Annotated in this window: 12 protein-coding genes; all 12 read right to left on the minus strand. The window is 71.3% G+C overall.

Annotated elements, in window-relative coordinates; genetic code table 11:
• Positions 1-154 precede the first annotated feature (154 nt).
• The gene (locus ABZX37_RS43175; RefSeq protein ID WP_354749836.1) at positions 155-988 is read right to left on the minus strand and encodes an NAD(P)H-binding protein; all 834 of its coding nucleotides are present in this window, start codon (positions 986-988) and stop codon (positions 155-157) included.
• 96 nt (positions 989-1,084) lie between these two features.
• Positions 1,085-1,960 carry an FtsQ-type POTRA domain-containing protein gene (locus ABZX37_RS43180; protein WP_354749838.1) on the minus strand — a complete coding sequence of 292 codons (876 nt, stop codon included), beginning with the start codon at positions 1,958-1,960 and terminating at the stop codon, positions 1,085-1,087.
• Positions 1,957-3,375: a UDP-N-acetylmuramate--L-alanine ligase gene (gene murC, locus ABZX37_RS43185; protein ID WP_354749840.1), complete on the minus strand. Its 1,419-nt coding sequence runs from the start codon at positions 3,373-3,375 to the stop codon at positions 1,957-1,959. Before murC ends, ABZX37_RS43180 begins: the two co-directional genes overlap by 4 nt.
• A complete protein-coding gene (murG, locus tag ABZX37_RS43190) occupies positions 3,368-4,492 on the minus strand; it encodes an undecaprenyldiphospho-muramoylpentapeptide beta-N-acetylglucosaminyltransferase (protein ID WP_354749842.1) in 1,125 nt (374 codons plus the stop codon). The genes murC and murG overlap by 8 nt, the downstream gene beginning before the upstream one ends.
• Positions 4,489-5,925 (minus strand): putative lipid II flippase FtsW, encoded by a 1,437-nt coding sequence (ftsW, locus tag ABZX37_RS43195; RefSeq protein WP_354749844.1) that lies wholly within the window; start codon positions 5,923-5,925, stop codon positions 4,489-4,491. Before ftsW ends, murG begins: the two co-directional genes overlap by 4 nt.
• Positions 5,912-7,318 carry a UDP-N-acetylmuramoyl-L-alanine--D-glutamate ligase gene (gene murD, locus ABZX37_RS43200; RefSeq protein WP_354749846.1) on the minus strand — a complete coding sequence of 469 codons (1,407 nt, stop codon included), beginning with the start codon at positions 7,316-7,318 and terminating at the stop codon, positions 5,912-5,914. The genes ftsW and murD overlap by 14 nt, the downstream gene beginning before the upstream one ends.
• 3 nt (positions 7,319-7,321) lie before the next feature.
• Positions 7,322-8,404 carry a phospho-N-acetylmuramoyl-pentapeptide-transferase gene (gene mraY, locus ABZX37_RS43205; protein ID WP_037812444.1) on the minus strand — a complete coding sequence of 361 codons (1,083 nt, stop codon included), beginning with the start codon at positions 8,402-8,404 and terminating at the stop codon, positions 7,322-7,324.
• Positions 8,401-9,909, minus strand: a complete 1,509-nt coding sequence (gene murF, locus ABZX37_RS43210) for a UDP-N-acetylmuramoyl-tripeptide--D-alanyl-D-alanine ligase (protein ID WP_354749848.1) — start codon at positions 9,907-9,909, stop codon at positions 8,401-8,403. The genes mraY and murF overlap by 4 nt, the downstream gene beginning before the upstream one ends.
• Positions 9,906-11,465: a UDP-N-acetylmuramoyl-L-alanyl-D-glutamate--2,6-diaminopimelate ligase gene (locus ABZX37_RS43215; protein WP_354749889.1), complete on the minus strand. Its 1,560-nt coding sequence runs from the start codon at positions 11,463-11,465 to the stop codon at positions 9,906-9,908. The genes murF and ABZX37_RS43215 overlap by 4 nt, the downstream gene beginning before the upstream one ends.
• A gap of 386 nt (positions 11,466-11,851) precedes the next feature.
• Positions 11,852-13,771 carry a penicillin-binding protein 2 gene (locus ABZX37_RS43220; RefSeq protein WP_354749850.1) on the minus strand — a complete coding sequence of 640 codons (1,920 nt, stop codon included), beginning with the start codon at positions 13,769-13,771 and terminating at the stop codon, positions 11,852-11,854.
• Entirely contained in the window at positions 13,771-14,424 is a 654-nt protein-coding gene (locus tag ABZX37_RS43225) for a hypothetical protein (protein WP_354749852.1), read from the minus strand. The genes ABZX37_RS43220 and ABZX37_RS43225 overlap by 1 nt, the downstream gene beginning before the upstream one ends.
• Positions 14,421-15,377 (minus strand): 16S rRNA (cytosine(1402)-N(4))-methyltransferase RsmH, encoded by a 957-nt coding sequence (gene rsmH / locus ABZX37_RS43230; protein WP_354749854.1) that lies wholly within the window; start codon positions 15,375-15,377, stop codon positions 14,421-14,423. The genes ABZX37_RS43225 and rsmH overlap by 4 nt, the downstream gene beginning before the upstream one ends.
• Positions 15,378-15,535: the final 158 nt, after the last annotated feature.

The following is a 15,535-nucleotide window of genomic DNA, read 5'->3' on the forward strand; positions in this document are numbered from 1 at the left end:
ACACCACACAAAACCCCGGGGCGGGGGTTTTTCACTAACCCAACAACCCCCCACAACAAAACCCCCCCCGCGCCGCAGTCACAATCAAGCTTCGGGGTGCCCCACGAACCCAACGTGCGCAATGTCGCCGCCAGGCGACGAGCCGCACAAGAAATCAAGAAAACGCAGCAACATTCCCCTTAGCCCACTCAGCATAAGAAACCCCAGGCCGCCCCAGCAACTCCTCGACAACCCCAGTAGGCACCTGCGGATTCTCAGCAGTGAACTCGAACATCTCCAACAACCAAGAAGCAATCTCCTCCGGATACCCAGCCGCAACCCACTCCGCGACCTGCTCCTCAGGAGTCAACTCCACAAACGGCACCGGCTTCCCCAACGCAACCCCGATAGCCGCAACCATCTCCGCGAGAGAAACCCCCTCCGGCCCGCTCAACTCATAAGTCCGCCCCACGTGCCCGTCAGTACTCAGCACGTGAGCAGCCACCGCCGCAATATCCCCCAAATCAATAGGAGTCTGCGTAGCCGACGGATAAACCGACCGAACCTCCCCCCGCTCCCGAATCGAAGCAGCCCACCCCAGCGAATTGATCATAAACGCCCCAGGCCGCAAAAACGTCCGATCAAAACCGCCAGCCTCGACGGCCTTCTCGACAGCAGCAAACCCATGCCCGCTGGAAGCCGGATGCTCATCCCCGACACTAGCCCCGGACAACGCGACCACCCGCCGAATCCCAGCCCCGGAAGCCAACTCGCAAAACCGGGAAACAGTCCGCGCATAAGGCGCCAGATAAACCGCCGAAACCCCCTCCAACGCAGCGGGCAACGTCGAAGGCTTGGCCAACGACCCGACCACCACCTCGACCCCGTCAGGCAACGCCGCCCGCTCCGGATCCACCGTCAACGCCCGCACCGGCACCCCGCGAGCCACCAGCTCGTCGACCACCAGCCGCCCGACGTTGCCCGTAGCACCCGTAACCAGAACCGTCATGCCCCCACCTTCTCGTATGGCGTACGAACAAAGCAAGCGTACGCCATACGAGAACTCAGGGCCACCGCATCCGGGGAAGCGGCCAGGACAACGGGCCTAAGAGGTGATGGTCGGCAACTCCGGCGCGGAAACGTCGTAGATCTTCCCCTGCTGCGTCAGCAACGCAGCCAGCACCTTCGCCTTGCGATCGGTGTTCTCCGCGTTCCCCCACCGCACGGTCTTGCCGGTAGAAAGCGTGAACTCCACACTCGCCGGAGTCTGCGCGGTGACCGTCTTCGTCTGCTTCAGCAGCTGCTCCGGCAACACTCCGAGCACCGCTGTCACTGCACGGGTGACCGGATCATCCACCGACACCTTCGGCAGCTTCAGCTCCGGCAACCCGACCGGCCGGGTCTTCACGGTCTTGAACACGACCCCGCCGCCGTCGACGAGATGCACCCCGTCGCCGCCCGGCCCGCTGTCGAAGAACGCGATCGCGGTCCGCTCAGTCACCGCGATCTCGAGCGTCGTCGGCCACGACCGGGAAACATCGACCGTCGCGATGCCCGGCATCTGTGCCACCCGGTCGCGGATCCCGTCGACGTCCGCCCGCAGCATCGGCTGCCCGGCCGGCACCTCGGCGGTCGCGCGGATCTGGTCCGCCGACACGGTTTTCGCGCCCTGCACCTCGATCGTCTTCACCGAGAGCAGCGAGCTGAAGAACAGCAGATACCCCAGCGCCAGCAAGGTGACCACGGACAGCAGCGCCACCCAGCGGCGGCGGATCTCCTGGCCGCGCGTCGGCCGGGACTTCCGCGCGGACGCCCGCGCCGAGCGACCCGAGCGGCCCGGACGCGCCGCGGTCCGGGCGCGGGTGCGCTGGCGTTCCTCCTCGGTCCGCCGCCCCCGTCGTTCCCGGGCCAGGGCAGCACGCTGCTCCTCGCCCGCGCGAGGCGCGGGCGAGCGACGGCGCTGCTGCCGGGTCCCGGTCATGCTCGTCCGGCCCTCCGGTCCAGCTCGGCCAGGATCTCCGGGCCCAGCTGAGTCACGTCGCCCGCGCCCATGGTGATCGCGAGATCGCCCGGCCGCACGAGGTCCGCGACCAGGCCGGCGGCCACGTCGAAGGCGGGCTGGTAGTGCACCGGAACGGTGACGCGGTCGGCGATCAGCGCGCCGGTCACGCCTGGCACCGGCTCCTCGCGCGCGCCGAACACGTCGAGCACCACGACCTCGTCGGCCAGCGACAACGCCTCGGCGAACTCGGCCGCGAAGGTCTGCGTGCGCGAGAACAGATGCGGCTGGAACACCACCACGACGCGTCCGCTGCCCGCCGCCGTGCGCACCGCGCGCAGCTGCGCGGCCACCTCGGTCGGGTGGTGCGCGTAGTCGTCGTACACCCGCACGTCGCCCGCGCGGCCCTTGAACTCGAACCGGCGGCGGACCCCGCCGAACGCGGCGAGCCCGGCGGCCATGCCGTCCAGCGGCGCGCCGAGTTCGATCCCGGCGAGCAGCGCGGCGACCGCGTTGAGCGCCATGTGCTCCCCCGGCACCGCGACCCGCAGGTCGTGTTCTTCGCCGTCCAGCGCGACTCGCACGACGCCGCCGTCCGGCGCGGGCGTGTAGTCGAGCACGCGGACGTCGCCCTCGCCGGAAGCGGCGCGGCCGTAACGGCGCACCCGCACTCCGGCCGCGACGGCCTCGTCGCCCAGCCGGGCCGCGCCCTCGTCGTCGGCGCACACGATCAGCAGACCGCCCGGCTCGATCTGGCCGACGAAGTCGCTGAACACCTTCACGTACGCCTCGGCGGTGCCGTGGTGGTCGAGGTGATCGGGCTCGACGTTCGTCACCACCGCCACCGACGGCGAATAAGTGAGGAAGGAACCGTCGCTCTCGTCGGCCTCCGCGACGAACACGCCGCCCTCGCCGTGGTGCGCGTTGGCCCCGGACTCGTTGAGGTCGCCGCCGATCGCGAACGACGGGTCCATCCGGCAGTTCTGCAGCGCCACGGTGAGCATCGACGTGGTCGACGTCTTGCCGTGCGTTCCCGCGATGCACGCGACGCGGTGCCCGGCCATCAGCCCGGCCAGCGCCTGCGCGCGGTGCAGCACCGGAATGCCGCGCTCGCGGGCCGCGGCGAGCTCCGGGTTGGTCTCCTTGATCGCGGTCGACACCACGACGGCCGACGGCGGTTCGGCCAGCTCGGCGAGGTTTTCCGCCTGCTGGCCGACGAACAGGGCCGCGCCCTGGGCGCGCAGCGAAAGCAGCGCGCGCGATTCCTTGGCGTCCGACCCGGACACAGCCGCGCCGCGGGCGAGCAGGATCCGCGCGATGCCGGACATCCCGGCCCCGCCGATCCCGATCAGGTGCGCCCGGCGCAGCCGCGCGGGCAGTTTGGGCGTGTCAGGCACCGGCGGCCTCCAAAACGATGCGGGCGAGGGTCTCGTCGGCCTCGCGGTGGCCGAGCCCGACCGCGGCCGCGCTCATCGCGGCGACCCGGTCGGCGTCGGTCACCAGCGGGATCACCAGCTCGGCGACCTTTTCCGCGGTGAGGTCGGCGTCGGCGACCATCAGCGCCGCGCCGGCGTCGACCGCGGGCTGGGCGTTGACCGCCTGCTCGCCGTTGCCGTGCGGCAGCGGGACGAACACCGCGGGCAGCCCGACCGCGGACACCTCGGCCGCGGTCATCGCGCCGGACCGGCACACCACGGCGTCCGCCGCGGCGTAGGCCAGGTCCATCCGCTCCAGGTACGGCACCGGCACGTACGCCGGACGGCCGGGAAACTCTTGCACCGCAAGGGAATTCTTCGGCCCGTGCGCGTGCAGCACGCCGACGCCGGCCTCGGCGAAGTCCTTCGCCGCGCCGGAAATCGCGGAGTTGATCGACGCCGCGCCCTGCGAACCGCCGAACACCAGCAGCGTCGGCGCGTCCGGGTCCAGCTCGAAGAATTCGCGAGCCTCGGCCCGCAGCGCGGCCCGGTCCAGCGTCGTGATCGAGCGGCGCAGCGGAATGCCGACCACCTCGGCCTTCGGCAGCGGCGTGCCCGGCACCGCGACCGCGACCCGGGACGCGAACCGGGCGCCGACCTTGTTGGCCAGCCCGGCCGACTTGTTCGCCTCGTGCACCACGATCGGCGTGCGGCCGCGCGCGGCGAGGTACGCCGGCAGCGCGACGTAGCCGCCGAAGCCGACCACGACGTCCGCGTGCACCCGGTCCAGCACCTCGCGGGTGCGGCGGACCGAGTCGCGCACCTTCAGCGGCAGCCGGAGCAGCTCCGGCGTCGGCTTGCGCGGCATCGGGACCGGCGGGATCAGCTCCAGCGGGTACCCGCGCGCGGGCACGAGCTTGTTCTCCAGGCCGCGTTCCGTGCCGAGTGCGACCACTTCGGCGTCCGGGCGCAGCCGCTTCACGGCGTCGGCCAGCGCGAGGGCGGGCTCGATGTGCCCGGCGGTGCCCCCGCCGGCGACCACGACGACCGGCGACCGGCCTGCCGCCGACCGCTCAGTTCCCTTGACGGGCTTGCTCACCAATGACCTCTCCGGTTCGCGGTGCCCCGGGCACCGCGGTTCGCTGTAGTCCGCCGCGCCGACCGGCGGCGTTCCTGTGCCGGTGCGGGCCGGGCCGCACGCGGCGCCGGCCTGGCCGCCTTCGTCCCGCTCCCCGCGGCGCGCGTTCCCTTGCGGGTGGACGGCGGGCGGTACGGATCGGGTGCGGGCAGCCGCAGCAGGCGTCCGAATTTACCCGGCCCGTGCGAGCGCAGTGCGGCCACCGCCTCGGGTTCGTGCCGCGCGGCGTTGGCCAGCACGCCCATGATGAGCATGGTGATCACGAGCGACGTGCCGCCGTAGGAGATCAGCGGCAGCGTGACGCCGGTGACCGGCAGCAGCCCGACCACGTAGCCGATGTTGATGGCCGCCTGCGCGACGAGGAACACCGTCAGCGTGCCCGCGACGATCCGGATCCACGGGTCGATGTTGCGGGTCGCGATGCGCAGGCCGACCACGGCGACGCCGGCGAACAGCGCCAGCACGACCGCGCAGCCCACGAAGCCCAGTTCCTCGCCGATCAGCGCGAAGATGAAGTCGTTCTGCACGTTCGGCAGGTAGCCCCAGTTCGACGCGCCCTGCCCGAGCCCCTTGCCGAACAGCCCGCCGTCGGCGAGCGCCAGCTTGGCCTGGTTCGCCTGGAACCCCTCGGCCGAGGTGTCCGCGTCCGGCGACAGGAACGACATCACCCTGGCGAGCCGGTAGGGCGCGATGATCGCCAGCACCAGCACGCCGCTCAGGCCGCCGGCCAGGATCACCCCGAAGAGCCGTTTCGGCGCGCCGGCGAACCACAGCAGGCCGAGCAGCACCACCGCGAGGGTGATCGTGCCGCCGAGGTCGGGCTGCATCATCACCAGCGCGAACATCAGCAGCGCCACCGGCACCACCGGGACCAGCAGGTGCCGCCACTGGTGCAGCTTGCTGTACTTGATCACCAGGATGTGCGCGCCCCAGAACGCCAGCGCCACCTTCGCCGCCTCGACCGGCTGGAAGGTGAACACGCCGAGTTTGAACCAGCCCTGCGAGCCGTTCACGGTCGACCCGAGCGGCGTCAGCACCAGCATCAGCAGGCCGAGGCAGATCACCGTCATCGTCGCGGACATCCGGCGGATCCGCTCGAGCCGGACCCGCAGGCCGACCCAGAACACGATCCCGCCGAGCGCGACGAACATCAGGTGCCGGAAGAACAGCGCGTACACGCCGCTGCCGGTCTTCGGGTTGTACGAGGCCACCGACGACGCGGACAGCACCATCACCGCGCCGATCACGGTGAGGATGCCGGTGAGCGCGAGGACCAGGTGGAACGAGGCCAGCGGCCGGGAAAGCCAGGCGGTCAGCCCGGTGCGGAGCGCGACGAACGGGCTTTCCTTGCGGACGCGCCGCGGCCGGGGCTTGTCTCCGTCAACGACTGTCATCCGCCGCCCCCGCCGCGCCGTCGGCCAGAGCGCGCACCGCGGCTTCGAACGCGTCGCCGCGTTCTCCGTAGCTGCGGAACATGTCCAGCGAGGCGGCGGCGGGCGCGAGGAGCACCACGTCACCAGGACGAGCCAGGGCGCTGGCCGCATTCACCGCCGCAGTCATGGGCTCATCGTCACCCGGAAGGAGGCGGTTGCACGGGACATCCGGCGCGTGTCGCGAGAGAGCGGCTTCGATCACGGGGGAATCGACACCCAGCAGGACAGCCGCGCGCAGTTGTCCGCCGACCGCGGCGACCAGCTCGTCCACCGAAGCGCCTTTGAGCTGTCCGCCGGCGATCCAGACCACGCTTTCGTGCGCGAGCAGCGAGCCGAGCGCGGCGTGCGGATTGGTGGCCTTCGAGTCGTTGATGTACCGGACGCCGCCGACCTCGGCGACCTCCACCGCGCGGTGCGGCGCGGGCTCGTACGCGCGCAGCCCCTTCCGCACCGCCGCGAGCTGCACTCCGTGCACGCGGGCCAGCGCGGCCGCGGCGAGCGCGTTCGCGAGGTTGTGCGGTCCGGCCGGGCGGACGTCGGCGATCTCGGCCAGTTCCTCGGCGCTCGTCTCGGGATCGGCCCCGAAAGCCCGGTCCACCAGCAGGTCTTCGACCAGGCCCAGCTCGCCGGCGCGCGGGGTGTCGAGCACGAACCCGATCCGCCGGGCGTCCTCCGGTGCGTGCTCCTCGGCGATCCGCGTGGACCACGGGTCGTCGACGTTGTGCACGACAGCGCGCGAACGGTGGTGCGCGCGGCCCTTCGCCGCGGCGTACTCCTCCATCGAGCCGTGCCAGTCGAGGTGATCCTCGGCGAGGTTCAGCACCACCGAGGCGTCCGGGGCGATCGTGGACGACCAGTGCAGCTGGAAGCTCGACAGCTCGACGGCCAGCACCTGATGCCCGCCGCGGACCGCGTCCAGCACGGGGTAGCCGACATTGCCGCAGGCCACCGCGTCCGCGCCGGCCGCGCGCAGGATCGACTCCAGCATCCCGACCGTGGTCGTCTTGCCGTTGGTCCCGGTGATCACCAGCCACGCGGGCGGATGCTCGCGCAACTGCCCGATCCGCCACGCCAGCTCGACGTCGCCGATCACCTCGATGCCCGCCTCCGCCGCCGCGACCAGCAGCGGGGACGTCGGCCGCCAGCCCGGGCTGGTCACCACGAGCACGGTGTCCGCGGGCGGTTCGGTCAGGCCGGGCACCAGCTCGGCGTCGAGGTCGCTCAGCTCGGCGAGCCGCTCGGCATTGCCGTCGGTGACCGTGACCCGCGCACCCAGTTCGCGCAGCACGGGAACGACCGATTTCCCGGTGACGCCCGCGCCTGCGACGAGAACGTGTTTGCCCTCAAGCTCCAAAGGTCAGCCTCCGAAGTTGAGCTGCTCGCTGTAGAACAGCCCGAGCCCGAACATGCAGCAGATCGCCGAGAGCAGCCAGAACCGGATGATCACCGTGGTTTCGGCCCACCCGGCCAGCTCGAAGTGGTGGTGGAACGGCGCCATCCGGAACAGCCGCCGCCGCGTCGTGCGGAAGACCGCGATCTGCGTGACCACCGAGATCATCTCGACCATGAAGAGGCCGCCGATGACGATGGCGAGCAGTTCGGTGCGGGTGGTCATGGACAGCCCGGCGACGAGGCCGCCGAGGGCGAGCGAACCGGTGTCGCCCATGAAGATCTTCGCCGGGGCGGCGTTCCACCACAGGAACCCGATGCAGGCCCCGGTGGCCGCCGCCGCGACGACCGCGAGGTCCAGCGGGTCCCGCACGTCGTAGCAGGCGGGCAGCGGCTGGGTCGAGCACGAGAGCCGGGCCTGCCAGAACGAGATGACCACGTAGGTCGCGAGCACCATCGCCGCCGCGCCGCCGGCGAGGCCGTCGAGACCGTCGGTGAAGTTCACCGCGTTCGACCAGCCGGAGATGACGATGTAGCAGAAGATCACGAACACGACCGACGGGAACGTGATGAGCGCCAGGTCGCGGACGTAGGACAGGCTCTGCGACGCCGGGGTGAGCCCTTGGGCGTCCTTGAACTGCAGCGACAGCACCGCGAACAGGATCGTCACCACGAGCTGGCCGACCAGCTTCGCGGTCTTGTTCAGCCCGAGGTTGCGCTGTTTGCGGATCTTGATGAAGTCGTCGAGGAACCCGACCACGCCGAGCCCGACCGCGAGCATCAGCACGAGCAGGCCGGACGCCGAGGGGGCCGCCGAGCGCGAGTTGCCGATCCAGGTGATCAGGTGCGCGACGAAGTAGCCGACGACCATCGCGATGATGATCGCGACGCCGCCCATGGTCGGCGTGCCGCGCTTCGACTTGTGCCCCTGCGGGCCTTCCTCGCGGATCTCCTGGCCGAAGCCCTGCCGCGAGAAGACCCGGATGAGGTAGGGCGTGAGCAGGATCGAGACCAGCAGACCCGCCGCGGCCGCGATCATGATGTTGATCACGCGTGACCACCGTTCGAGCGTTCAGAGTTCAACGTGGAGGGGGAGTTCCCGGGATCGGCCAGCAGCGCTTCGGCCACCCGCCAGAGACCGGCGGCCTTGGACGCCTTGACCAGCACCACGTCCCCGGGACGGAGCTGATCATGCAGTACGGCGACGGCGGCCTCGACATCGGGTACCAGCACCGACTCCTCGCCCCAGGAACCCTCCTGGAACGCGCCCTGGTGCATGGCGGCCGCGTCCTGGCCGACCACGACGAGCTTCTCGATGTTCAGCCGGACCACGAGCCGCCCGATCGCATCGTGCGCGGTCACCGAGTCCTCGCCCAGCTCGCCCATCACGCCGAGCACCGCCCACGCGCGGCGGCCGGAGCGGCTCATCGAGGCCAGCGCCTTCAGTCCGGCCCGGACCGATTCCGGGTTGGCGTTGTACGAGTCGTTGAGGATCGTGACGCCGTCCGCGCGGGTGGTGACGTCCATCCGGCGCTCCGAGCGCCGCTGCAGCGACGACAGCCGCCGCGCGATCTCTTCGGTGCTCGCGCCTAGTTCGCGCGCGATGGCGGCGGCCGAGAGCGCGTTGCCGACGTGGTGCTCGCCGTGCAGCGGCAGCGTCACCGGAGCTTCGCCCTCGGGCGTGATCAGCCGGAAGGACGCGCGGGCCTCGTCGTCGACCGTGATGTCGGCGGCCCGGACCTGCGCCCCGGCCGACTCCCCCACGCCGACGACGCGGGCCTTGGTGCGGCTCGCCATGGCCGCGACCAGCGGGTCGTCCAGGTTCAGGACTGCGAGACCGTCTTCCGGCAGCGCCTCGACCAGCTCGCCCTTCGCCTTGGCGATGCCCTCGCGCGAGCCGAACTCGCCGACGTGCGCGCTGCCGACGTTGAGCACCGCGCCGATCCGCGGCGGCGTGGTCGCGGCCGCCTCGGCGATGTGCCCGACGCCGCGCGCGGACATCTCCAGCACGAGGAACTTGGTCGACGCGTCGGCGCGCAGCGCGGTCCACGGGTGGCCCAGCTCGCTGTTGAACGACCCGGGCGGCGCGACGGTCGGGCCCATCGGCTCGATCAGCTGCGCGATGACATCCTTCGTCGAAGTCTTGCCGGACGAGCCGGTGACGCCGATGACGGTCAGCCCGCCCGCCGCCAGCCGGTCGACGACGTGCCGCGCGAGCTTGGCCAGCGCGGCCAGCACGGCGGCGCCGGAGCCGTCGGTGTCGCCGGTCAGCGCGACCGACCCGGCGTTGCCCTGTCCCGGCGGCAGCGGCGGCACGACGATCGCCGGAGCGTCGACCTCCCGCGCGGCCAGCACGCCGACCGCGCCGGACTCGACCGCCTTCGCGGCGAAATCGTGCCCGTCGACGCGTTCGCCGGGCAGGGCGATGAACAGCCCGCCCGGACCGAGCTCGCGGGTGTCGAACTCGACGCTGCCGGTCACGACAGCGGATCCGTCGGTGCGGTGCAGCCTGCCGCCGACGACGTCGGCGATCTCGGCAAGGCTCAGCTCGATCACGCGGTCACCTCGAGACGCTTGCGGATGGCGGCCTCCAGCTCGTCCCGGTCGGAGAACGGGTGCACCACACCCTGGGCCTCCTGGCCGGTCTCATGGCCCTTGCCTGCGATCAGGACGATGTCCCCCGCCCTGGCGAGCGACACCGCGGACGCGATCGCCTCGCGCCGGTCGCCGATCTCCACGACCTCGCCGCCCGCCGCCGGCCCGACCGCGCGGGCCCCGGCCATCATCGCGGCGCGGATCGCGGCCGGGTCCTCCGAACGCGGGTTGTCGTCGGTGACGATCAGGAGATCGCTGCGGCGCACCGCGGCCTCGCCCATCATCGGGCGCTTCGCGGTGTCGCGGTCGCCGCCGCAGCCGAGCACGGTGATGATCCGGCCGTCAGTGCGGGCGCGCAGGGCGTCGAGGCCCTGTGCCACCGCGGCCGGTTTGTGCGCGTAGTCGACCACCGCGGTGAAGTCCTGGCCGAGGTAGACGCGCTCCATCCGGCCGGGCACCTCCACAGCGGCGAGCCCGGCGACGATGTCGTCGGCCTCGATGCCGGCGCTGTCCAGGATCGCCGCGGCGAGCACCGCGTTGGCGACGTTGAACGTGCCCGGCAGCGGGATCTTCGCCGCGCGGCCGAGCCCGTCCGGGCCGAGCAGCGTGAAGGTCTGCTCCCCCGCCGGGGTCGCCTCGATGTCGGCGGCCCGCCACAGGGCGTCGGCCCCGGCTTCGATCGACACGGTCACCGTCTGCGGAGTGAGCAGCGCCTGCCCCCACGCGCTGTCGACCACGACCACCTCGGTGGTCGAGCGGCCGTCGAACAGCAGGGACTTGGCGGCGAAGTACTCCTCCATGTCCTTGTGGAAGTCGAGGTGGTCCTGCGACAGGTTGGTGAACGCGCCCACCGCGAACCGGGTGCCGTTGACCCGGCCGAGCGCCAGCGCGTGGCTGGAGACCTCCATCGGCACGTGCGTGACGCCGCGCTCCAGCATCACCGCGAGCAGCGCCTGCAGGTCCGGGGCCTCCGGCGTGGTGAACCCGCTGGCCAGGCGCTCGCCGGCGATGCGGGTCTCGACCGTGCCGATCAGGCCGGTGGTGCGCCCGGCGGCGCGCAGGCCCGCGTCGACGAGGTACGAGGTGGTGGTCTTGCCGGAGGTTCCGGTGACGCCGAGGACCGACAGGTGCAGCGACGGCTCGCCGTAGATCCACGCGGCGATCTCGCCGAGCGCGGCGCGCGGGTCCGGGTGCACCAGGACCGGCACCGGGGCGTCGCGCAGCGCGGGCCGGTCGGCCCCGCTCGGATCGGTCAGGACGGCCGCGGCTCCGGCGGCGAGCGCCTGCTCGCTGAAGTCGGCTCCGTGCGCGCGGGCTCCGGGAAGGCCGGCGAACAGGTCGCCGGGGAGCACGTGCTGCGCACGCAGCGTGGCACCGGTGACGGTGAGGTCGGCGGCCTCGGGACGGTCGGCGATGAGCCGGGCTCCCGCACGGGCGAGCAGAGTGGCCAGCGGGACCGGGTCGATCCGGGCCGGCCGGGGCGGCGCGGCGGCTGCCTTGGCCGGGCTGTCCGGCAACGAGGCGGCAGCGGGCCCGCTTCGGGGCTGGGACGAGGACACGGACACGCCGGAGAGGTTACCGAGGCCGGATCCGGGTGACCCAACGCGGTACGGCGAACGCGCGGCCCCGCCGCGAGTGTGCTAGGCGGGAGGGCCAAGATCGTTGCGGCGCAACCCTTTCCCGAGTGCGCACCGGCCCGTGTGGACGATCCCCCTAGGCGACGCGGGGACATCGCCCGCACCTGACGCCGGATCCGCCGAATTCCCCGCACCACAACGCGCCCGAAGCGGCGCACGGTCACATTGCTCCCCCGCCACTGCTCTCGACGGAGCTCTGAAACGCCAAAGCGGCGCTGGGTGTGCCCAGCGCCGCTTTGGCGATTGCTTCAGGCGAGCGAGGCCGGTTAGCCGACGACCAGCGGCACCACCGGCGACGGCCCGTCCGACAGCGGAATCTGGTACCGCTGCGACAGGTACGACGCGATCGAGTGGAACAGCGGCCCCGCGGAATGCCCGGCGGGCAGCGTGGTGTCCGGCGCGTCGAGCCGGATCCCGACGACGAAGCGCGGGTGGTCGGCGGGCAGGATCCCGGCGAAGGTGATGTTCGCCAGGCTCGAGCTGTACGCCTTGGTGCGCGGGTCGATCTGCTGGCCGGTGCCGGTCTTGCCGGAGACCTGGTAGCCCTCCAGCCCAGCCGAGGGCGCGGTGCCGCTGTTCGGGCTCTTCGCGTTCTGCACCACCGACCGCAGCATGTCCCGCACCGTTTTCGCGGTTTCCGGGCTCACCACGCGTTCGGTCTTCGGCGGCGCTTCCGGCGTCACGGTGCCGTCCGGGTTCTTCTTCGCCTTCACGATCCGCGGTTCGACGCGCAGGCCGTCGTTCGCGATCGCCTGGTACATCCCGGCCATCTGCACCACGGTCATCGAAAGGCCCTGCCCGATCGGCAGGTTGCCGAACGTGGACGCCGACCAGTCCTTGCGCGGCGGCACGTACCCGGAGCTTTCGCCAGGAAGGCCGATGCCGGTCTTCTGCCCGATGCCGAATTTCTTCAGCAGCGCGAGATACCGGTCCGGGCCCACTTGCTGGGCCAGCTCCAGCGTGCCGACGTTGGACGATTTCGCGAACACGCCGGTGGTGGTGAACGTCTGCGTGCCGTGCACCCACGCGTCGTGCACGGTGCGGTCGGCGATCTTGATCGAGCCCGGCACCTCCAGCGTCGAGGTGGGCGTGGCGATCTTGTCGTCGATCGCCGCGGTCGCGGTGATCACCTTGTTCACCGAACCGGGTTCATACGGCGTGGTGACCGGCCGGTTGTTGAGCAGGTCGTCCTTGATCGTGGACGGGTCGTTCGGGTTGAACGTGCTGGCGTCGGCCAGCGCGTACACCTCCGACGTCTTCGCGTCCATGATGACCGCCTGGCCGCCCTTGGCGTTCGACTTCGAGACGTAGTCGCTCAACTGGCGCTGCAGCTCGAACTGCAGGTCGGAATCTATGGTCAGCTCGAGGTCGGAGCCCGGGACCGCGGCGTTGAGCACGTGCTCGGTGCCCGGCAGGTACAGATTGTCGTTGCCGTTCTGGGTGTTCACGATCTCGCGGCCGGGCGTGCCCGCCAGGTCCGCGTCGCGCGATTTCTCCAGTCCGATCACGCCGTGCAGGTTGTGCTTCGACACGTCGGGGTCGTCCATCCGCCAGTTCGACAGGCCGACGATGTTCGACGCGAGCGTGTCGCCCGGATACTCGCGCTTGGCGCGTTTCTCCACGCTGATCCACGCGTACTTCTTGACGATCTGGTCGGCCACCGAAGGCTCGACGTTGTCGACGAGGTAGGTGAAGGACTGCTGTTTGTGCAGCAGCGCCAGCTGTTCGGCCTCGGTGGTGAGGTGTGGGACCTTCTGCGCGATCAGCTTCGCCGCGCCGGCGACCTCGGTCTCGAAGTTGCGGCCCTTGTCCGGGTACTTCTTGGCGTACTCGTCCATCGACTTGTGCAGCGCCCGGAGGTTCACCGACAGCGTGCGGGTTTCCACGCTGAACGCCAGCTTCGCGCCGTTGCGGTCCACAATGGACCCGCGCTGCGCGGGGATGTCGATGGTGAGGGTGCGCTGGCGTTCGGCCGCCGCGGACAGCGTGGGGGCCTCGAACCACTGCACCTGCACCAGTTTCGCGCCCGCCACCACCATCAGCACGACCAGCATGATGCGCACCGCGGAAAACCGGCTGCGCTGTCCGCCGTTTCCCCGTTTCGCCACCGCGCGGCGGGTGCCCGCGGCGTAAGTCCGCCGCGCGCTGCCCGCCGCCCGGGAACGGCTGTTGCCCCCTGCCGCCATCACTGCCCTCCCGCGGTCCCCGCGGGCGTGCCCGACAGGTCGCCTTCAATACCGCCCTCCGGCGGAGCGGCCGGCTGCGCCGGGGGCGCGGCCGCGTCCTGCTCGTCCGGCTGGGCCTTCTTCGGTTCGCCGACGACGGTCGTCTTGCCGTCCTTGCCGACGACGATGCGCGCCGGGTCGCCGCCGGGCACCATGCCCAGCTGCTTGGCCGCGGGCGCGAGAGACGCCGGGGACTGGGCCTTCGCGACCTCGCGCTCCAGCCGGTCCTTGGTCTCCATGAGAGAAGCGCTGTCCGTGCGCAGTTTTTCGAGCCGGTACGAATCGGCGATCGCCTGCGTGGTGAACCACAGCGTCGCGGCGACCCCGACCGCCAGCAGCCCCATCATCACGAGCACGAACGACGCGCGCGACCGCGGCCAGCGCAGTTTGAACCGCGCGGGCACGGCCTTCGCTACGACGGTTTCCGGTTCGGCGGCAGGCCTTTTCGGCGCGCGCTGGCGCAGCAGGTCGGCCCGCTGCGCCCGCCGGGCGTACGCGCGCTCGGCGGCCGTCGTGCGCCGCCGCCCCGGGGCTTCCGTCTCGGTGACGGTGTTCCGCGGTGCCCGCTCCGCAGCGGTCGACGACGAGCGGCGGGACTTCGTAGGTGCGGTCATCGCGGCTCTCCGATCCGTTGTGCTGCGCGCAGCCGCACCGAGGCGGCCCGCGGGTTGTGCTCGATCTCGCTCTCGCCGGCCTTCTCCGCTCCCCGCGTGAGGAGCTTCAATTCCGGCCCGTGCCCGGGAAGTTCGACCGGAAGCCCTTCCGGCGTCCGGGATTTCGCCAGTTCCGCGATCGCCTGCTTCACCAGCCGGTCCTCGAGGGACTGGTAGGACTCGACGACGATCCGGCCGTCCATCGCCAGTGCGCCCAGTGCCGCGGGCATCGCCCGGCGCAGCACTTCCAGCTCGCCGTTGACCTCGATCCGCAGCGCCTGGAAGGTGCGCTTCGCCGGATGCCCGCCGGTGCGCCTGCTCGCCGCGGGCACCGCGGAGTAGAGCAGTTCGACCAGCCTTCCGCTGCGGGTGAAGGGTTCCTTCTCCCGTTCCGCCACCACGGCGCGGACGATCCGCTGCGCGAAGCGTTCCTCGCCGTAGTCGCGCAGGATCCGGATCAGCTCGCCGGGCGCGTAGGTGTTGAGCACGTCGGCGGCGGTGAACCCGGTGGTCGGGTCCATCCGCATGTCCAGCGGCGCGTCCTGCGAATAGGCGAACCCGCGTTCGGTGCGGTCGAGCTGCATCGACGAGACGCCGAGGTCGAACAGGATGCCGTCCACTTGGGACAGTCCGAGTCCGGACACCGCTTCGGGAAGTCCGTCGTAGACCGTGTGCACGAGGTCGACGCGGTCGCCGTGCCGCGCGAGCCGCTCCGCGGAGCGCTCGAGCGCGGCGGGATCGCGGTCCAGCCCGATCAGCCGGAGCCGGGGAAAGGCCGCGAGCAGCGCGTCGGAATGGCCGCCGAGGCCCACGGTCGCGTCGACCAGAACGGCGTCGCGATCGGCCAGCGCGGGGGCGAACAGCTCGACGATGCGGTCCAGCAGCACCGGAACGTGCTCAGCCGCGTCCGTCATGTCTTCCCCCTTTCTGCCGCGAGTGTTTCCGGGGAAGATGCGGCGGATGCCGTCAGGTCCCTGCCCGCCCGCTTGCTGACCTGGCACCGGGGAAGGTGCGCCAGGGTCAAAGAGCGGACAGAGGCCTCACGGCATCCGCGTCGAACGGCGTACCCGCG

The organism is Amycolatopsis sp. NPDC004079 (genome assembly GCF_040610415.1).
In the GTDB taxonomy this organism is placed as follows: Bacteria; Actinomycetota; Actinomycetes; order Mycobacteriales; family Pseudonocardiaceae; genus Amycolatopsis; species Amycolatopsis halotolerans.